This window comes from Micromonospora sp. MP36, assembly GCF_008119785.1.
In the GTDB taxonomy this organism is placed as follows: Bacteria; Actinomycetota; Actinomycetes; order Mycobacteriales; family Micromonosporaceae; genus Micromonospora.
In genome coordinates this window covers 1-18,605 of record NZ_VSFA01000041.1, presented here as the reverse complement: position 1 = coordinate 18,605, position 18,605 = coordinate 1, and the positions used below count along the sequence as shown (strand labels likewise).

15 protein-coding genes are annotated in these 18,605 nt (G+C 72.0%); 8 read left to right on the top strand and 7 right to left on the bottom strand.

The window, feature by feature from the left end; all coding sequences use genetic code 11:
• Positions 1 to 21 precede the first annotated feature (21 nt).
• Positions 22 to 924, top strand: a complete 903-nt coding sequence (locus FXF52_RS23830) for a LysR family transcriptional regulator (protein ID WP_148800267.1) — start codon at positions 22 to 24, stop codon at positions 922 to 924.
• A gap of 37 nt (positions 925 to 961) precedes the next feature.
• Here FXF52_RS23830 and FXF52_RS23825 read toward each other — a convergent pair whose 3' ends face one another.
• Both FXF52_RS23825 and FXF52_RS42520 read right to left on the bottom strand, forming a co-directional pair.
• Positions 962 to 2,014, bottom strand: a complete 1,053-nt coding sequence (locus tag FXF52_RS23825; protein WP_148800265.1) for an FAD-dependent oxidoreductase — start codon at positions 2,012 to 2,014, stop codon at positions 962 to 964.
• Between the two features lie 100 nt (positions 2,015 to 2,114).
• Positions 2,115 to 4,472, bottom strand: a complete 2,358-nt coding sequence (locus tag FXF52_RS42520) for an SGNH/GDSL hydrolase family protein (protein WP_222870626.1) — start codon at positions 4,470 to 4,472, stop codon at positions 2,115 to 2,117.
• Between the two features lie 383 nt (positions 4,473 to 4,855).
• Here FXF52_RS42520 and FXF52_RS23815 point away from each other — a divergent pair, with 383 nt between their 5' ends.
• Positions 4,856 to 6,754: a sialidase family protein gene (locus FXF52_RS23815; protein ID WP_187413657.1), complete on the top strand. Its 1,899-nt coding sequence runs from the start codon at positions 4,856 to 4,858 to the stop codon at positions 6,752 to 6,754.
• 137 nt (positions 6,755 to 6,891) lie between these two features.
• On the opposite strand, the gene FXF52_RS23810 is transcribed toward FXF52_RS23815, so the two are convergent.
• Positions 6,892 to 7,791 (bottom strand): alpha/beta hydrolase, encoded by a 900-nt coding sequence (locus tag FXF52_RS23810; protein ID WP_255472268.1) that lies wholly within the window; start codon positions 7,789 to 7,791, stop codon positions 6,892 to 6,894.
• Between the two features lie 85 nt (positions 7,792 to 7,876).
• Between FXF52_RS23810 and FXF52_RS23805 the strand changes: the two genes are divergently transcribed.
• Positions 7,877 to 8,632 carry a PIG-L deacetylase family protein gene (locus tag FXF52_RS23805; protein ID WP_148800263.1) on the top strand — a complete coding sequence of 252 codons (756 nt, stop codon included), beginning with the start codon at positions 7,877 to 7,879 and terminating at the stop codon, positions 8,630 to 8,632.
• A gap of 16 nt (positions 8,633 to 8,648) precedes the next feature.
• Here FXF52_RS23805 and FXF52_RS23800 read toward each other — a convergent pair whose 3' ends face one another.
• The gene (locus FXF52_RS23800; RefSeq protein WP_222870625.1) at positions 8,649 to 9,338 is read right to left on the bottom strand and encodes an aspartate/glutamate racemase family protein; all 690 of its coding nucleotides are present in this window, start codon (positions 9,336 to 9,338) and stop codon (positions 8,649 to 8,651) included.
• Positions 9,335 to 10,828 carry an amidohydrolase family protein gene (locus tag FXF52_RS23795; protein WP_148800261.1) on the bottom strand — a complete coding sequence of 498 codons (1,494 nt, stop codon included), beginning with the start codon at positions 10,826 to 10,828 and terminating at the stop codon, positions 9,335 to 9,337. The genes FXF52_RS23800 and FXF52_RS23795 overlap by 4 nt, the downstream gene beginning before the upstream one ends.
• Positions 10,829 to 10,988: 160 nt before the next feature.
• Here FXF52_RS23795 and FXF52_RS23790 point away from each other — a divergent pair, with 160 nt between their 5' ends.
• Positions 10,989 to 12,029: an Lrp/AsnC family transcriptional regulator gene (locus tag FXF52_RS23790; RefSeq protein WP_148800260.1), complete on the top strand. Its 1,041-nt coding sequence runs from the start codon at positions 10,989 to 10,991 to the stop codon at positions 12,027 to 12,029.
• Between the two features lie 27 nt (positions 12,030 to 12,056).
• Here the strand turns inward: FXF52_RS23790 and FXF52_RS23785 are convergent, their stop codons facing one another.
• Positions 12,057 to 13,238, bottom strand: a complete 1,182-nt coding sequence (locus FXF52_RS23785; RefSeq protein ID WP_187413656.1) for an amidase — start codon at positions 13,236 to 13,238, stop codon at positions 12,057 to 12,059.
• Between the two features lie 160 nt (positions 13,239 to 13,398).
• Positions 13,399 to 14,277, bottom strand: a complete 879-nt coding sequence (locus FXF52_RS23780) for a LysR family transcriptional regulator (protein ID WP_148800258.1) — start codon at positions 14,275 to 14,277, stop codon at positions 13,399 to 13,401.
• Positions 14,278 to 14,387: 110 nt separating this feature from the next.
• Between FXF52_RS23780 and FXF52_RS23775 the strand changes: the two genes are divergently transcribed.
• From FXF52_RS23775 to FXF52_RS23760, 4 genes are all read left to right on the top strand, one after another.
• Positions 14,388 to 15,956 (top strand): amidohydrolase, encoded by a 1,569-nt coding sequence (locus FXF52_RS23775; protein ID WP_148800257.1) that lies wholly within the window; start codon positions 14,388 to 14,390, stop codon positions 15,954 to 15,956.
• Between the two features lie 12 nt (positions 15,957 to 15,968).
• Entirely contained in the window at positions 15,969 to 16,916 is a 948-nt protein-coding gene (locus tag FXF52_RS23770) for an ABC transporter substrate-binding protein (protein ID WP_148800256.1), read from the top strand.
• A 2-nt stretch (positions 16,917 to 16,918) separates the two neighbouring features.
• Positions 16,919 to 17,827 carry an amino acid ABC transporter permease gene (locus FXF52_RS23765; protein WP_222870624.1) on the top strand — a complete coding sequence of 303 codons (909 nt, stop codon included), beginning with the start codon at positions 16,919 to 16,921 and terminating at the stop codon, positions 17,825 to 17,827.
• A gap of 29 nt (positions 17,828 to 17,856) precedes the next feature.
• Positions 17,857 to 18,605 (top strand): amino acid ABC transporter ATP-binding protein (locus FXF52_RS23760; RefSeq protein WP_148800341.1); only part of this gene is annotated, 749 nt, incomplete at its 3' end.

Here is an 18,605-nt window from a genome sequence, read left to right as displayed (position 1 = left end):
AGCGGCGCTTATGATTGGCCCATGTCCGCCCCGCCGACCCTGGACGCCTGGTCGGATCTGCGGCGGCTGCGTTACTTCGCGGTGCTCGCCGAGGAACTGCACTTCACCCGGGCCGCCGCCCGGCTGCACATCGCACAGCCTGCGCTCAGCCAGCAGATCCGCGCCCTGGAACGCCAACTCGGCGTGCCGCTCGTGCAGCGCACCAGCCGGGGCTGCACGCTGACCGAGGTGGGGGCGCGGGTCGCCGGCGAGGCCGCCCGGCTGCTCGCCGAGGTGGACGCGGGGACCGCCCGCATCCGGGACCTGGTACGCGGGCGGGGCTACCGGCTCCGGCTGGCGTACACCCGGTCGGCGCGTGGCGGCCGGGTCGACGCGCTGGTGGCCCGGTTCCGGGCCGCCCACCCGGACGTCGAGGTGGTGCCGGAGACGGCCTGGACGGCGCCGAACGTGGCCGGCCTGCTCGCCGGCCGGCTCGACGCGGCGTTCGTCCGCCCGCCGGTCGACGAGCCGGCGCTGGCCTGCCGGATCGTCGACACCGAGGAACTGCTGCTGGCCCTGCCGGCGGGCCACCCCCTCGCCGCGGGCCGCCGTCGGATCAGCCGGGCCGAGGTGGTCGACCTGCCGGCCGTGATGTGGCCGCGCGAGAACGGCCCGGGCATGTTCGATCGCACGATCGCCCAGGTCTGGCCGCACGGCGGCTTCAACCTGGTCCGGCAGGAGCCGGACGACGAGCAGCTGCTGCGGGCGGTGGCGCAGGGAGACGTGGTCGCGGCCGTCCCGGCCGGCCGTGCCCGCGCGCTGCGGCTGCGCGAGGTACGGCTGCGCCGGTTCACCGCCCCGATGCCCACCGTGGACGTCGCCCTGGCCTGGCCGCGCGACAGCACGAACCCGGCCCTGCGCCGCTTCCTCGCTCTGCTCGAGTGAGGTTGGGCAGCCGTGCCGGCGACGCGGCGGGCGTGCGTCATGCCGGGGCGGGCGCCGCCAGGAGCGCGCGCAGCTCGCGGACCGCTGCCCGCCCGGCGCGGTTCGCGCCGACGGTGCTCGCGGACGGCCCGTAGCCGACCAGGTGGATCCGGGGGTCGGCGACCACCCGGGTGCCGTCCACGACGATGCCGCCGCGGGGCCCCCGCAGCCGCAGCGGCGCGAGGTGGTCGAGCGCCGGCCGGAAGCCGGTGCACCAGAGGATGACGTCCACGTCCTGTGTCGTGCCGTCGCGCCACCGGACACCGTCGGGGACGATCCGGTCGAACATCGGCCGGCGCAGCAGGAGGCCGCGTTCCCGGGCTGCGAGCAGCTGCGGGGTCCACGACAGCTCGGTCGCGCTGGCGATGCTTCCCGGCGGCAGGCCGGCCCGTACCCGGGCCGCCACCTTGGCGACCACCTCGCGTCCGTGCTCCGGCGTGAACGGCCCGTCCCGGAAGACCGGCGGCCGGCGGGTGACCCAGGTCGTTGCCGCCGCGACGTCGGCGATCTCGACCAGGAGCTGCACGGCCGACGTTCCGCCCCCGACGACAACCACCCGCTTCCCGGCGAATTCCGCCGGCCCCCGGTAGTGGGCGGTGTGCAGCTGCCGCCCGCGGAACGTCTCCTGTCCGGGGTAGTACGGCACGAACGGCCGGGTCCACGTTCCAGTGGCGTTGATCAGCGCCCGGGTGGTCCAGGTGCCGTTGTCGGATTCGACGAGGAGTCGTCCGTCGCGGTCGTTCCGGACGGCCGTGACGGCAACCGGACGCCGCACGTCGATGCCGAATTCCCTCTCATAGGCGGCGAAATAGGCCGCCACCGCGTCGGCGGCTGGTTCGTCCGGCGACGGCGGCGTGAAATGCATGCCAGGCAGGTCGAAGATCCCGTGCACGGTCGCCATGCGCAGCGTCGGCCACCGGTGCTGCCAGGCCCCGCCGGGCGCCGGGTTCGCGTCCAGGACGGCGAAGTCAAGCCCGGAAGAGCGCAGGTGAAACGCGCTGGACAGGCCCGCCTGTCCGGCCCCGACAACCACCACATCCGTCTCCGGCACGTGCCGGACAACACCTCAGGATCACCGGGCCTTCCCACGGGCGATGGATCTCACACCGCCGGCTGCGTGCCGACCGGGGTGGGCGGCACGCAGCCGACAATCAGCGGAGTGTGCCGAGGTCGATGGCCTCGGCCATCGCGCGGTAGCCCGCGTCCGACGGGTGCAGGTGGTCCCCCGAGTCGTACGCCGGGTTGATCCGCTGCGGGTCGGCCGGGTCACGCACCACCGCGTCGAAGTCGACGACGGCGTCGAAGTCGTCACTCGTGCGGATGAACGCGTTCACGGCCTGCCGCACGTTCTCCCGTTCCTCGGTGTAGGAGCGCCATCCCTTGATCGGCGTGATGGTGCCGACGACGACCCGCAGGCCCTGTGCGTGTGCCTGGGCGGCGATCTGCCGCAGGGCGAGTTTCAGGGTCTCCGGGTCGGGGTGTTCGAGGTTGAGGATGTCGTTGACGCCCTCGAGCACGATGACCGTGCGCGCCCCGGAGGTGGTCAGCATGTCCCGGGACAGGCGGGCGAACGCGTTCGGGCCACCGATCCCGGTCCCGGTGCTGCTGTCCAGGATCCGGTTGCCGCTGATGCCGCTGTTGACCACGCCGAGCTTGGTCGGTCCCGGCTCGGCGGCGAGCCGGTCGGCGAGGACGTCGGGCCACCGCAGGTTCGCGCTGATGGTCGACCTGTCCCCGTCGGTGATCGAGTCGCCGAAGGTCACCACCGCGCCGCGCGCGGTGGCGGATCGGACATCCACGGCCGTCGCGTAGTACCACGCCGTGGTCGGCTGGGTGAACGCCGTGCCCTGCTCGTCCGCCGCGTGGTCGCCGTCGGCGGTGATGAACGACGTCTGGTACGAGCGCGGGTGCTCGGTCACCGGGCCGGACGGCGCCGGGGTGTAGACGGTCACCAGCAGGTCCCCGTCTGCCGGCACGGCAAGGGAGATCGGGTCGCTGAGCACTTCGCCGCCGGCCGGGATGGTCACCGACGGCGCGCCGCCGAAGGTCAGCTCGCGCATCGTGCCGGCGACCGCGTCCGGTGCGTCGGGCCTGGCCGCCACCGCCAGCGTCACTCGTCCCATCAGGACCGGCGCCGTGCCGAGCGCGTTGGACAGGCGCACCCGAGCCGCGTCGCCACCCACGCTGGTGTGCACCACGTTGCGGATCGAGTGGTTCGGCATGCCCTGGTCGGCGCCGGGCGTCGTCCGCGCCATGGCCGTCTGCCAGGTGCCGACCCAGTGGCCGGGCGGGCGGGTGTCGAGCTTGGCCAGGTCGACGACCGCCGCCATCGCCTGGTAACCGGCGTCCTTCGGGTGCAGGTGGTCGCCGGAGTCGTACTCCACGCGCAGCCGGTTCGGCACCGCGGGGTTCCGCAGCGCGACGTCGAAGTCGGCCACCGCGTCGAACGCGTCGCCGTGGCGGATGAAGTCGTTGACCGCCTGCCGGACGCCTTCCAGTTCCTCGGTGTAGTTGCTCGACCCGCCGAACGGCGTGAGCGTGCCTCCGGTTACCCGCAGCCCTTTCGCCTTGACCTGGGCCGCTATCTGGCCCAGCGCCGCGATGATCTGCGACGGCTCGTGGTGTTGCGGCTGGCCGCCGATGTCGTTGATGCCCAGCAGGACGATCACGGAACGCGCGCCGGTCGCGGTCAGCACGTCGCGGTCCAACCTGGACAAGGCGTTGGGGTTCCAGGTGTTGGTGAGCAACCGGTTCGAGCTGATGCCGGCGTTGAGCACACCGAGCCGCGTCGGCCCGGGCTCGGCGATCAGCCGGTCGGCCAGGTAGTCCGGCCAGCGGTGATTCGCGTTCCGGGTCGAGTTGTTTCCATCGGTGATCGAGTCACCGAGGGTGACCACCGCGCCCTCGGCCTGTCCCAGGACGTCCACGCCGCTCACGTACGGCCAGAAGGTGACCGTCTGGGTGAAGGCCGCGCCGGACTCGTCGGCCGCGTGATCACCGTTCTGCGACAGGTACGAGGTTTGGTTGGCCACCTGGTGATAGGTCACCGGCCCGGACGGCACCGGGGTGTAGACGCTGACCAGGAGGTCGCCATCTTCCGGCACGGCGAGGGAGATCGGATCGCTCAGCACCTCGCCGCCGGCCGGGATGGTCACCGACGGCGCGCCGCCGAAGGTGAGCGCTCGCATCGTGCCCGCGACCGCGTCCGGCGCGTCGGGCGCATCGGCGACCGCGACCGTCACCGCGTCCATCCGCACCGCCACCGTGCCGAGGACGTTGGTCAGCGAGACCCGCACGCCGGAACCACCAACGCTGGTGTGCACGACGTTGCGGACGGTCCGGTCCGCGTAGCCGGTGGGGAGGTTGGGCACGGTGCCGGAAGCCGAGGCCGACCAGGTGCCGACCCAGTCATCCGGCGGTGCCGCCGGCTGGGCGTCCGGACCGGCCGCGGCGGCCGGGGAGGTCAGGCCGAGCAGCAGCGCGAGCACGGTGCCGGCGGTTTGCGTCATTTTCCGGATGGAAGACATGGGATCTCCTCACGGTCGCGAAAGAGTTTGCTCCCCCCTCCCGTCGCGGTCAACCGTTGTCCGGCTTTCGGTCCGGTCGCGACTCAGCTTGCTCCTCGCTACGCCCGGGGCGCGGAAATGGTCGATGCAGGTAGATGCCTTGCCGGGCGCCGTGCAGGAAACAGCGGGGTTACTCCCCTTCGGCATCGTCCTGCGCGAACCGTCTGCTGCCGTGTTGGTGGGCGGGCCTCGGGAGGGACGTATCGACCAAGCTGGGCGGCAAGCCGCCCGGAGGGCTTGCGATGTACGACGTCGGACGTAGGATGTCCGGCAATGTTTCGTACCTGTGACGAGAGGTGGGCGGGCCAGTGGAGGTATCGCATTTCATGACGAGACAGAGACCCGGCCGGAGACACCGTCGACTGCTGTCCGCCGCGGTGATCGCGGCGCTGGCCGCCACCCTGCTCACCAGTGGTCCCGCGCAGGCCGCCGAGCCGTACCACGAGGAGCGGGCGGTCTACACGGCGAACACGGACGGGTATTTCTGCTTCCGCATCCCGGCGATCGTGAAGGCCACCAACGGGGACCTGCTGGCGTTCGCCGAAGGCCGGATCAAAAACTGCGACGACCGGGGCGACATCGACCTGGTGTTGAAGCGGTCCCACGACGGCGGCCGTACGTGGGGGCCGCTGCAGGTCGTGTCGCGCGGCAACGGCGACACGCACGGCAACCCCATGCCGGTCGTGGACGAACGGACCGGCCGGGTCGTGCTGTTCACGACCCACAACCCGGGCACCGGAAGCGGTGGCCGCATGCCGTACCTGCAGGTCAGCGACGACCACGGAGCGACCTGGAGCGCGCCCCGGGAAATGACCGAGCTGATCCTGCCGGAGTGGACCCACTGGTACGCCACCGGCCCGGTGCACGCCATCCAGCTCCACCGCGGCCCGCACGCCGGGCGGCTGGTGATCAGCGCCAACCATGAGTCCGTCGGCCCCGACGGGCGGCCCATCGCCGGCATCCACCTGGCGTACAGCGACGACGGCGGCGACACGTGGCACCTCGGCGCCAGCGCCGGTGGCGCCGCCGCCGACATCTTCGTCAACGAGTCGACGCTGGTGGAGCTGACCGACGGGCGGATCTACGTCAACGTGCGGGAAGCCGGCACGGCTGAGGGCACCCGGGCGTACGCGATCTCCAGCGACGGCGGCGAACGCTTCGACGCGCCGTTCCAGATGGTGCCCGACTTGACGATGCCTGTCGTACAGGGAGCGTTGCTGCGCCTCACCGCCACCGACGAAGGCGACGCGCGGGACCGCATCCTGTTCTCCGGACCCGCGAACCCGGGCAAGCGCGAGGCCCTGACGATCCGGTCCTCGTACGACGAGGCCAGGACCTGGCAGCCCTGGCAGGAGGGCAAGGTCATCAGTTGGGGTCCGGGCGGGTACTCCGACCTGGTCAAGATCGAGACCGACCCGGTCGCGGGCCCCGTCGCCGGACTGCTGTACGAGGGCGGCGTGGCCGCCCTGTACGAGGTGATCCAGTTCGTCAGGTTCAACGAGGCGTACCTCGACACCCCGAACGGTTCGCCGCCGAACCTGCCGCCGCCACCGCAGCCGGGACCGACGACCGAGGACGCGTCACCGCGCTACGACAACACCGCCTACGTGCGCGGCGGCGCGACGCTGACCGCCGGGCGATACGGCGACGCAATCGCGCTCGACGGCGTCGACGACCACGTGGAGGTGCCGTACAACCCGGACGTCGACCTCGGGAGCGACGATTTCACGATCATGACCTGGTTCCGGTACAGCGAAACCAGCGGCAGCCACGTGATCTGGTGGTTCTACCAGTGGGGTACGGGAGCGGCGCAGATCTGGCTGCGGGCCGAACCGGCGAGCAACCGTATCCGGGGTGTCGTCGGCACCGGTCAGGGCGACGCGAACATCACCATCGCGGGCGCGTACAACGACGGGCTCTGGCACCACGTCGCCATGCAACGCACGGCGACCCGGGTCACGGTCCTCATCGACGGCGCCACCGTCGCCGACCTGGCCGCTCCCCGCGGCTCGGTGACCAACGGCAAGGATTTCGGCATCCGCAGCATCTACCTCGGCCAGCGGATCGACGGCGTCAACCGGTTCCGCGGTGCCCTCGACGAGTTCCGCATCTACGGCCGTGCCCTCACCGCCGAGGAGTTGCGGGACGTCCGGGAGCACAACGTCCCGATCGCCGGCCAACTCCGGCTCCGCCTCCCGTTCACCACCATCAACCCCCAGCAGTAGCCGCAGCTTCGGTGCCCCGCCGGCGTCGTCCGGCGGGGCACCGGAGCTGTCGTCAGAGCCGGCCTCCGGATCCGACGGGTCCGCGTCGGCGCGAGGAAGGTGTGGTCCGACCGGCACCCGGGCGGGACGACGCCCTCTCACCAGCGGTTCAGCGCGGCGGCCACCTGGGCCAGGGCGACGTGGGCCGCGTCGAACAGGGCCAGTTTTCGCGGGAAGTTGTGGATGAGCCCCTGGTACCGGGTTGCGGTGACCGGGACGCCGGCCGCCAGCAGCCGGGCCGCGTACCGTTCAGCCTCGGCCGACAACAGGTCGAGCTCGGCGGTGATGACCACGGCATGGGGCAGGCCGGTGAGGTCGGCCCGCAGTGGGTCCAGATCCGGCTGGGTACGGTCCACGCCGGGTGGGGCGAACGCGTCCCAGAAGAACCGCATCTCCTCCCGGTCCAGGCCGTAGTCGTCCAGGGCCGGATAGTCGGCCGCGGGGTCGATGACCGGGCAGATGAGGATCTGTCCCGCAAGCCGGATCCCCGCGTCCCGGGCGCGCCGAGCGGTCACCGCCGCGAGGTGCCCTCCTACCGAGTCACCGGCCACCGCCATCCGGCCCGGGTCGAGGCCGTGCCGGGCCGCCCCAGGCCCGCGCAGCCAGCTGAGCGCCCGCGCCATGTCGTCCACCGCGGCCGGGTACGGATGCTCGGGGGCGAGCCGGTAGTCCACGGAGAGCACGGCCCAGCCGGACGCGGCCGCGAGGTGCCGGCACAGCCCGTCGTGGGTGTCCACGCTGCCCATCACCCAGCCCCCGCCGTGCGCGTAGAGGACCACCGGCATCGCGTCGTGATCGTCGTCCCGGTAGAGGCGGGCGGGCACGCCGCCGGCGTCGACGGTCACCACGGACCGGATCACCGGCCCGCTGCCCACCTCTTCCGGAGTCGCCTGGACCATGCTGAGCCGTGCCGCCGGCAGGTTCGCCCGGGTGAGCGGGACACGCTGCTGGACCTGCATCGCCGCCCGCGCCTGCGGGTGTAGCCGGCTGGGGTCCACCCGCTCATTATCGCCTGGTCAACGGAGGCCAATGTTGCCGACACGGCGGTGACGGATCGGCGGCGAGGCGGTTACCGTGTGGAGCGTGGATGGGCTGCTGCCGGCACTGCCGGAGGACTGGGAGCGCTGCCTTGCGGTGGCCGCGCACCCTGACGACCTCGAATATGGAGCGGCCTCGGCGATCGCCCGCTGGACCGCCCAGGGCAAGCACGTCACCTACCTGCTGGCCACCCGGGGCGAGGCAGGAATCGACGCCATGCACCCGGAGCAGGCCGGGCCGTTGCGCGAGCGGGAACAGCGCGCCGCGGCCCGGGAGGTCGGCGTGGACGTCGTGGAGTTCCTCGACCACCGCGACGGGGTCGTCGAGTACGGTCCGGACCTGCGCCGCGACATCGTGCGGGCGATCCGCCGGCACCGACCCGACGTCATCGTCTCGGGCGCGTTCACCGTCCGCATGACGGGCGGTATCACCAACCAGGCCGACCACCGGGCGGTGGGGCTGGCAACGCTGGACGCCGCTCGCGACGCGGGCAACCGGTGGATCTTCCCCGAACTGGTGGGCGAGGGACTACCGGCCTGGGGCGGCGTGCGCTACGTCTGCTTCGCCGGCGCCGAGCGCCCCACGCACGGCGTGGACGTCACCGGTGAGCCGTTGCAGCGCGGCATCGCCTCGCTGGCCGCGCACGCCGAGTACACCCAGGGCCTGGGCGTGGCCGGACCCGAACCCGGACCGTTCCTCACCTGGGCGGCCCGCCAGGGCGGGCCGGCGCTCGGCGTGGCGGCGGCGGTCCTGTTCGACGTGCACGCCCTCACCTTCGAGGGCCCACCACCCTGGCTCTGAGGCCTCGTCGTCTCCCTCAGCCAAGCGCCACGGCGGCGACCCGGCGGGCCAGCAGGCGGGCGGGGTCGAGCAGCGGGACGGGGACGCGGGAGCCGTCCAGGGCGAGGACGATCTCGGTACACGCGGTGACGACCCGCTGCGCGCCGCGCTCGGCCAGGGAACGGGCGACCTCCGCCAGCGCACGCCTGTGCGCTGGTCGGACAACGCCACTTTTGACGGCGCGAATGGCCGCCATGACCTGCCGCTGACCGGGCTCGTCCGGCTCGATCACCGTCACGTCCCGCTTCAGCAGGGCGTCCGTGTACAGGCCCGCCCGCAGGGTGCCGGTGGTGGCAAGCACACCGGCCGCGCGTACGCCGTCGGCGGCGAGGGCGTCGGCCGTGACCTCGATGATGCTCACCAGCTCCAGCCCGGCCTCGTCTGCCAGGCGCGGGACGAAGGCGTGGGCGGTGTTGCAGGGCACGGCAAGCAGGTCGCACCCCGCCTGCTTCAGCGCCTCAATGCCGCGCCGCAGGTACGGGGTCGGGTCCTCGCCGCCGAGCAGGCTCAGGGAACGGTCCGGGACGCGCGGGTTGCCCCAGATGACCACGGGCACATGCTCCTGGTCGCAGGTGGCGGCCGTCTCCTCCACGAGCTTGCCGTAGAAGTCGACGGTGGCTGCCGGGCCCATGCCGCCGAGGACGCCGACCATCCGGGGCGCGCTCACCGGGCACCGCCGACGATGGCGCGGCCGGGCAGCGCGGAGGGCACCAGGGCGCCGTCGCGCACCACGGCTTCCCCACCGACGAACACGTGCTTGAACCCGATCGACGCCGCCGCCGGGACCCGGTACGTCGACCGGTCTTCGACCTCGGCGAGGTCGAAGACCACGAGGTCGGCGTCGTGGCCCGCTCGTACGCGGCCCTTGCGCGCCATGGCCGGGCTGGTGGCCTGGAGGAACGTGGCGGGCAGCAGCGAGCAGCGGCGCAGCGCCTCGCTCAGCGACAACGTCGCGGTCTCCCGCACCATCGTGCGCAGGAACCGCGAGAAGGTGCCGGAGCTGCGGGGATGTGAGAGAGCGCCGGGCGGCATGGGACGGTCGCCCTCGATGGGCGTGCCGTCCACGTCGGTGAAGGGGACGGCGTCCGAGGCGACCGCGGTGTCGTCGAGCAGCAACGCCCGCCGGATCAGGGCCAGGTCGGGTGCCGACCCCTCGTCGAGATAGTGGACGAGGACCAACGCGCCGGGGGTGTCGCGCCGGATCCGCCGGAGCCGGTCCTCGCCGGCGGGACGTTCGCCCGTGGCCACGACGACCAGGTCCGAAGGGCGGAGGCCGAGGCGGGGAAGGTGGTCCGGGCTCAGGAAAGGTGCCCCGACGGCGGTCATCCCCGCGCCGTACGGATAGGCCTCGGTCGTGATGGCGAGTCCACGCGCGCGTGCGCCGCTGATCAGGTCAGCCACCTCGTCGATGGCCCGCAGTGCCGTGGAGTTCAGGTGGCACAGGTGCATGTGCGCGCCGGTCCCGGCTGCCGCCGCGACGATCTCGGCCACGCCTTCCAGCGCGGACTCCGGGTCGTCTCGGTTCTTGAAGCGGGCGTGCGTGAAGGTCGGCACGCCAAGGCGTGCGGCGGTGCTCGCCACCCCCAGGTATTCGCGCCGTCCGGTCCGTGGGGCGTATCCGAGCAGTACGCCGACGCCGAGCGCGCCCGCGCCGATCTCCTCCTCCAAGCGGCCGATGATCCGCGCAAGCTCGGCGGGATTCGCGGGCCGCTGCCAGCCGGTGCGCTCCCCGATGCCCGCCGCGAAGCCGAGGGGTCCGTGGCCCGGGGTCATGCCGTCCAGGACACTCATCCTCGCCTGTGCCCATGAGGTCGAGTAGCCGTAGTTGACGGGGCGGCCCTCCGCCGCCGCGCTCGCGAGCGCGCGGGTCACATCGCCCGCGCCGGACTCCAACTCGAGGGCGGTGGTGACCCCGTCCAGGGCCTGGAGCCGCAGGGAGGGGATGGTCTGCGCGTGGCTGTGCAGGTCGATGAATCCGGCGGTGACGACGTGACCGGACACGTCGAGCGTCTGTGCCGGGCGGAGGTCCGACGAGTCGCCGACCGCCACGACCGTGCCGCCGCTGACCGCGACGTCCGTGACCGTGTCCAGGCCGGATTCGGGGTCGACGACCCGTCCCCCGGCCAGCACCAGGTCGCAGTCGCGGAACCGGGTCATCGAGAAGCGTCCTCTCCCCCTGCGGCGAGCCGGAGACGGGCAATCGGCGAGCCAAGGGCGGCTGACCGACGCAGCGCCGCGGGCGGCCGCCCAGAAAAGGATCGAGGTATAAGGTCATCTGCGTCTTCAGACGCAGCAATACGACACTGATAGGCTTAGCTTGCAGGATTCCGACATCGCGCCTCCGCGGCTGCTGCCGGAGACCGACCTCGAACTCATCGACGCCCTTCAGATCAACCCGCGAGCAAGCTGGGTGGACGTCGGGGCGGCGATCGGCGCGGACCCGGTGACGGCGGCGCGGCGCTGGCAGCGGCTGACCAGCACCGGGGAGGCGTGGACCACCGTCGCCCTGGGCCAGCGCCAGATGCACACGATGAGCATGGCGTTCCTGGAGATCGACTGCGAGGCCGGGACGGCGGTCGAGGTCGCGGGCGCGCTCGCGGCGGCGGGACATCTCATCACCGTCCAGCACGTCGCCGCCGATCACGACCTGTTCGTGATCGCCGTCGCCGCGTCGATGCCGGCGCTGGCGGACTACCTGCTCACGGACCTGCCACGGGTGCCCGGCGTGGCGAAGGTGCGCACCCAGGTCGCCACGCGCGTCTTTGAGGCCTCCCGCCGCTGGCGGCTGCGCGTCCTGTCGCCTCGATCCGCCGGCGGGCTGGCCAGGCGGCCCACGCCACCGGCGTCCACCAGCGGCATGGACGAGATCGACCGGCTGCTGTTCAAGGCCCTGCTCGCGGATGGCCGCGCCGGCTACGCCGAGCTCGCGGGCGTCATCGGCATGTCCGAGCGCACGGTGCAGCGCAGGCTGTCACGCCTCGTCGCGACCGGCGACATCGACTTCCGCTGCGACCTGGCACGGTCGCGCGCGGGCTGGCACTCCTCTGCGGTGCTGTGGCTGCGGATGCCGGACGGACTCCTGGAGGAGACGGGCCGGGCGCTGCTCGACTGGCCGGAGACGCGCACGTGCGCGGCGCTCGCGGGGGCCCGCAACATGCTCCTCACCGTCGGCCTGCACGGGGTCTCCGACCTGCATCCGCTGGTGGTGCGCCTCGAGGAGCGGTTCCCCTACGTGAGCGTCGCCGACCGGCAGATCGTGCTGCGGCAGGCGAAGCTCTACGGGCGGGTCCTCGACCCCTTCGGCCGCTGCACGGGCGTCGTCCCAGTGGACCCGTGGAGCTTGTCGTCGCGCGCCTGACGGCATGTGTCCGACGGCGTCCGGCGTTCAGCAGGGCGCGGGGATCCCGCCGCCGGCGGCCTCCCAGCACCGGCCGACCCGCAGTACGTCCGCCTCGCTGCGGCCCACCGCCTGCAGGTCGCCGATCGCCAGCGCGGGCAGGCCGAGCGCGGAAACGACGGCGGTGATCCGGCCGACCTCGCCGCGCACGGCGGCCTCGTCGCAGCCGACCCGAGGCGCGGGGCCGCCGAGCGTCGGCGTGATCAGGATGTCGATGCCGGCCATCTCCGCGGAGAACCTGGCCCGGGCGGCGGCGAGCTCTTCGACGGCCCGGCGGTACTCCCGATGGCCGATCCCGGCGGCGTCGTCCAGCTTCCGCCGCACGCCCGCGCTGTAGCTCGCGGCGTTCCTCGGGTACGTGGCCTCGTGGGTGCGCCGGGCCTGCGCGCCCACGATCGTCCAGTACGGCAGGAGGATGTCGTACGGCAGGGCGATCTCCCGGAGCTCGGCGCCCAGATGGGCGAACTCCCCGGCCTGCGCGCACCCCTCGGCCACGCCGACCACCAGCCCCGACAGCGAGTCCAGCGGCGGGACGGCCGCCCCGGAGAGCGCCCGCCACACCCGCGCGCAGTCGGCGACCGACGTGGCCATCGGCCCGACCACATCGAACATGGGGGCGACGGGCGCGACCCCCTCGACCGGCAGGACACCGACCCTCGGGCGCAGTCCGACCACGCCGCAGCAGGCCGCCGGGATCCGCACCGAGCCGCCGGTGTCCGTGCCGAGGCCGAACCGAGCGATCCCGGCGGCGAGCGCCGCGGCCGTGCCGCCGCTCGACCCGCCGGGAGTCAGCTGCGCATGGCGCGGGTTGCGCACGTCGCCCCAGTGGGGGTTCTCGCTCGTGACGCCCCAGGCGAACTCGTGCTGGTTCGCCTTGCCGACCAGGAGCGCTCCCGCGCGCTCCAGCCGCTCGACGCACGGCGCCGTGGTCAGCGCCTCCTCGCTTCCGTACAGGACGGAGCCGCGGGTCGTGCGGAGCCCGGCGACATCGATCATGTCCTTGACCACGAACGTCCAAGCCGACAGCTCGGCAGGTGCGGCGGGCGGCAGCAGGTCGCGGCCGGCGAGCCGATCGATGACCGGCTCGGCGCCGGACTCGATGAGAATGTTGTGCCCGCTGTGGAGGCGTATCGCCTCGGCGGACCTGGCGATCGCCGCCTCGCGTTCCATGATCGGGACCTCCTGACGCCTGCCGGGCGGTGGTCGAGCCGGCCATGGTGACCCGACGGGTCGCCGACCGCGCCGCGATCCGGCACATGCTGGCAGATCCGCTGTCCGCCGTCGAGTACGACGGAAGGACGTCGAGGCGGAGGGGCGCACCGGCCCGAGGTCAGACCGCCAGCGCATCCAGCAAGGTGAGCAGGCGGGTGGTTTCACGGTCGGGCCGGACGAGGGTGAAGATGTTGCGGCTGGTATTCAGCCACGGCACGTCGGCGACCACGACGCCGGGACCATGCCCGCGCAGCGCGAGGTCGGGGACGAGCGCCGCGCCGGCCCCCGCCTCGACCATCGCCATCGTGATCTTGAAGTCGTCGGAGTGTCCGGCCACCCGGGGGTGCAGGCTCCAGCGGGAGAACACTCCGTCGAAGAAGGAAGCGTCGCTGCTGCCCGGGTGATGCATGATCCACGGCAGGTCGACGAGCTGCTCGGCCCGGTAGGGCGCCAGTTCGTCGGCCCAGTCACGCGGGAGGACGAGCTTGTAGCGGTCCACGGCGATCCAGCGCCGGCCCAACGCGGACGGCCACGACAGGCCGGAGTTCCCCACCTGGTAGACGATCGCCGCGTCCATCTCGCCGCCGGCACCCAGGCGCGGGATGAGCTGGGAGGACTCGGCAACGGTGACCCTGATGCCGGCGCGTTCCCGAGGCTCCATCCGCCGCAGCACGCCGGTCAGCACGTCGGCAAAGCTGGGAAAGATGCCCAGGTGGAACTGTCGCTCGCTGTTGCGGTGAACGGCCTGGACGGTGGCGACCATGCGCGCCATGTCGGTGAGCACGGTCTCCGCGTGCCTGGCCAGCACCTCGGCGGCGCTGGTCGGCAGCACGCTGTGCGCCGAGCGGTCGAACAGCTTCACGCCCAGTTGCCGCTCCAGCGCCGCGATCTGCTGGGAGACGGCGGACGACGTGTAGCCGAGCCGGTTGGCGGCGGCGGCGAAGGATCCCAGCTGGATCACCTCGCGGAGGGTGCGCAAGTGTTCCGGCTTGAGCATCAGATTTCCTTGCTCTCAGGGCTGCTAAATACCGTGTTTATAGCGCTTCCCTCTTCTTTCCTCCATTCCTACAGTGATGGACCACCGCCCCTCGAGACCGTGAGAGTCACATGAGCATCCGCGTGTACCGCAACGCCGCCATCCGCACGGGAGACAGCGGCAACCCGTTGGCCGAGGCCATGGCCGTGGCCGGCGATCGCCTGCTGGCCGTCGGCGGGGAGGCAGAGGTGCGCGAGGCCGCAGGCCGAGCGGCAGAGCTGATCGACCTGGAGGGCGCCGCGGTGCTCCCCGGGCTCTACGACGCCCACATCCACACCGCGCAGTACGCGCAGAGCCTGGGCGCCGTGGACCTGCGCGAGGTGCGCTCCCTGGACGAAGCCCTCGCCATGATCGCCGCGCACGCGGCGCGGCTGCGGCCGGGCGCCTGGCTGTTCGGCGGCCGGTGGAACAGCAACACCTGGGATCCGCCAGCGCAGCCGGACCGGTACGCGCTGGACTCGGTCTGTCCCGAGCTGCCGGTCGCGTTGCCCAGCGTGGACGGCCACACGGTGTGGGCCAACTCCGCGGCCCTGCGGCTGGCCGGCATCGACGCGAGCACTCCCGACCCGGTGGGCGGGGAGATCGTCAGGGACGCGAGCGGAGAGCCGACCGGCATCCTGCGCGAGGCGGCCTCGTACCCGCTGCGCGACCTCATGATCTCCCCCGACCTGCGCGACCTGCTGCGCGCCGGGCAGGAGGAGCTGCTCGCGCTCGGCCTGACCAGCGTGCACGACATCGACGGCGAGGACTGCCGGGCCGCCTACCTGGCTCTGCGCGACGCCGGCGAGCTAAAGCTGCGCGTCCACAAGGCGATCCCGATGCTCCACCTGGAGGCGGCCATCGCCGAGGGCCGCCGCACCGGGCAGGGCGACGACTGGCTCCGCACCGGGCCCGTGAAGATCTTCAGCGACGGCGCGCTCGGCTCCCACAGCTGCCACATGAGCAAGTCCTTCGCCGGTGAGCAGGGCAACGTGGGCATCGCGGTCACCCCGTACGAGGACCTGGTCAAGCTGTTCGCCAAGGCCGCGGAAGCCGGCATCGCGGTGGCCACCCACGCCATCGGCGACCAGGCCAACCACCTGGTCATCGACGCCTACGAGGCGGTCGGTCGTACGCCGGGGCTGCGGCACCGCATCGAGCACGCGCAGCACCTGCAGCCCGCCGACCTGGCCAGGATGGCCAGGCTGGGCATCGTCGCCTCGATGCAGCCGGTGCACTGCACCAGCGACATCGATCTGGTCGACTCCCTGCTGACCGGCCACGATCTGGCCTCCTACGCCTGGCGCGGGATGCTGGACGCCGGCGTCGCGCTGGCCTTCGGCTCCGACGCCCCGGTCGAGCACCCCAACCCGTTCGCCGCGCTGTACGCCGCGGTGACCCGTACCCGCCCCGACGGCGCCCCGGCCGGGGGCTGGCAGCCCGAGCAGCGGCTGAGCATGGCCGAGGCCGTCACCGCCCACACCCTGGGCGCGGCCTACGCCGCCGGCGAGGAGGACCGCAAGGGCGTCCTCGCGCCCGGCAAGCTCGCCGACTTCATCGCGGTGGACACCGACCCCTACCGGGAGTCACCGGACGCGGTGCTGCGTACCAAGGTCATGACGACCGTCGTCGGCGGCGAAATCCGCTGGCAGCAATCCTGAAGGAGCACCCCGTTGCACACCCGAATCCTCACCATGCTCGCTGCCGGCGCGCTGGTCGCCGCCACCGCGGCCTGCGGCGCCCAGTCCCTCGACGGAGGCGACGCGGCCGCCGCGGGGTCCCCCGTCACCCTCGACCAGGCTCCCGCCGAGGAGAAGGCGGCCGACGTCATCAACGCCATCACCCCCGACAAGGACCTCGCGGCCAAGGTGCCGGCGAGCCTGAAGTCCGGCGGCCTGAAGGTCGTCTCCTCCATCGGTTACCCGCCAATGGAGCTGTTCGCGAGCGACGGCAAGACCCCGATCGGCTTCGACCCCGCGCTGGCCAGGGCGATCGCCAGGAAGCTCGGCGTCAAGGTGACCATCACCGACGAGGAGTTCAACTCGCAGATCCCCGGCGTGCTCACCGGCCGCTACGACTTCGTCATCTCCTCGATGACCGACAACCGCGAGCGGCAGGGCCAGGTCACCTTCGTCGACTACGTGCAGGCAGGCGCCGGGATGCTGGTCAAGAAGGGCAACTCGGCCGGCATCGCCGGACCAGGGGATCTGTGCGGCAAGACGGTGTCCGTCGTCGACAACGGCTCATCGATGGAACTGGCCGAGAGCTACGACGCCGACTGCAAGAAGGGCGGCAAGGCCGCGGTGAACATCCTGAAGTTCCCGGGCGACTCGGAGGCCATGCTCCAGGTCAGCAACGGTCGCGCGCAGGCCACCATCACCGACTACGTGGTGGCCGCCTACAAGTCCGCCGACCCGAAGCTCGCGATGGAGGCGATCGCGCTCGAGGGCACCGAGAGCCCGTGGGGCATCGGAATGAAGCCGGACAACAAGGAGCTGATCGACTCCATCAAGGGCGCGCTGGACTCACTCATCCAGAGCGGCGAGTACGGCAAGCTGCTGGCGGCGTGGAACCTGGACAAGCTGGCCGTCCAGTCCGCTGTGGTCAACGGCGGTAAGTGACCGTGCGGACCGAACCGATCGCCGACGCGTCGGGCACGCCGGTCCCCGTCGCACGCGCCTGGCACTGGGGCCGCTGGCTGGCCGCGGCCGTCGCGTTGGCGGTCGCCGGCCGGCTGGCGTACCTGGTCGTGGTCAACCCACGCCTGGACTGGGGCAAGGTCGTCGAGTACCTGTTCAACGACCGAATCCTGGACGGCGTCTGGGTCACCATCGAGATCTCGGTGCTGGCGACGGTCCTCGGACTGGTGCTCGGCGTGCTGGTCGCGATCATGCGGCTGTCGCACAACCCGGTGCTGGGCGGGCTGGCCACCTTCTACATCTGGTTCTTCCGCGGCACGCCGGTGCTGGTACAGCTCATCTTCTGGTACAACCTCGCCTTCCTGTTCCCCGAACTGGTGCTCAAGATCCCGTACACCATGATCGGCCTCAAGTGGGACACCAACCAGGTGATGACCGGCTTCACCTCGGCCATGCTCGGGCTGGGGCTGAACCTGGCGGCCTACTTCGCCGAGACGGTGCGCGCCGGGATCCAGGCCGTCGACCACGGCCAGACCGAGGCGGCGTACGCGCTGGGCATGACTCCGGGCAAGCGGATGCGGGTCATCGTGCTGCCGCAGGCGCTGCGAATCATCATCCCGCCGACCGGCAACGAGTTCATCTCCATGCTGAAGACCACCTCACTGGTCTACGTGGTCGCCGGGCACGACCTGATGACCAACGCCAGCCAGATCTACAAGGCAAACAACCTGATCATGGAGCTGCTGATCGTGGCGAGCCTGTGGTACATGCTCATGACCGCCGTGGCGACCTTCCTGCAGGGCAGGCTGGAACGCCGCTTCGGCTCCGAGGCCGTACGGCTCGTACGCAGCGGCGGTGTCGCGGCGAGGATCCTGCCGAAGGTGGCCGCGTGAACCCCGTCGTGCGGGCCTCGGGCGTCCGGATGAGCTACGGCGACGTGCAGGTGCTCAACGGTGTGGACTTCACCGTGGCCTCCGGCGAGGTGAGCTGCATCATCGGCCCCTCGGGCTCCGGCAAGTCCACGTTCCTGCGCTGTGTCAACGGCCTCGAACCGGTGCTCGGGGGCAGCCTGCGGGTGCTCGACGAGGAGGTCGGCCACACCCTGCGCGACGGCAGGTACCACCCCTGGACGCCCAAGGAGTTCGCCGCGTTCCGCCGGAACATCGGCATGGTTTTCCAGCGCTTCAACCTGTTCGCCCACCAGAGCGCGCTGGAGAACGTCGCCTGCGGCCCCGTCCACGTGCTGGGCACCCCGCCGGACCGGGCGCGGACGAGGGCGATGGAGCACCTGGATCGCGTGGGCCTGGCCGACCACGCGCACAAGCGTCCCCACCAGCTCTCCGGCGGCCAGCAGCAGCGGGTGGCCATCGCCAGGGCGCTGGCGATGAACCCGGCGCTGATGCTGTTCGACGAGCCGACCTCCGCGCTGGACCCCGAGCTGGTCGACGAGGTGCTGGAGGTCATGAAGGGCCTCGCCGCCGAGGGGATGACGATGGTCGTGGTCACTCACGAGATCGCCTTCGCCAGGGAGGTCGGCGACTGGCTGACCTTCTTCGCCGACGGCGTGGTCGTCGAGCGGGGCCGGCCCGGCGAACTCCTGGCCGCCCCGGCTCACGAACGGACCAGGGCGTTCCTCTCCAGCGTGCTCAGCCAGCAGCAACACCAGGAACT

Excerpts from the sequence above, each read along its gene's own strand:
- FXF52_RS23830 (WP_148800267.1), top strand. The coding sequence starts at position 22 with ATGTCCGCCCCGCCGACCCTGGACGCCTGGTCGGATCTGCGGCGGCTG.
- FXF52_RS23815 (WP_187413657.1), top strand. The coding sequence starts at position 4,856 with ATGACGAGACAGAGACCCGGCCGGAGACACCGTCGACTGCTGTCCGCC.
- FXF52_RS23795 (WP_148800261.1), bottom strand. The coding sequence starts at position 10,828 with ATGACCCGGTTCCGCGACTGCGACCTGGTGCTGGCCGGGGGACGGGTC.
- FXF52_RS23785 (WP_187413656.1), bottom strand. The coding sequence starts at position 13,238 with ATGGAACGCGAGGCGGCGATCGCCAGGTCCGCCGAGGCGATACGCCTC.
- FXF52_RS23780 (WP_148800258.1), bottom strand. The coding sequence starts at position 14,277 with ATGCTCAAGCCGGAACACTTGCGCACCCTCCGCGAGGTGATCCAGCTG.
- FXF52_RS42520 (WP_222870626.1), bottom strand. The coding sequence starts at position 4,472 with ATGACGCAAACCGCCGGCACCGTGCTCGCGCTGCTGCTCGGCCTGACC.
- FXF52_RS23775 (WP_148800257.1), top strand. The coding sequence starts at position 14,388 with ATGAGCATCCGCGTGTACCGCAACGCCGCCATCCGCACGGGAGACAGC.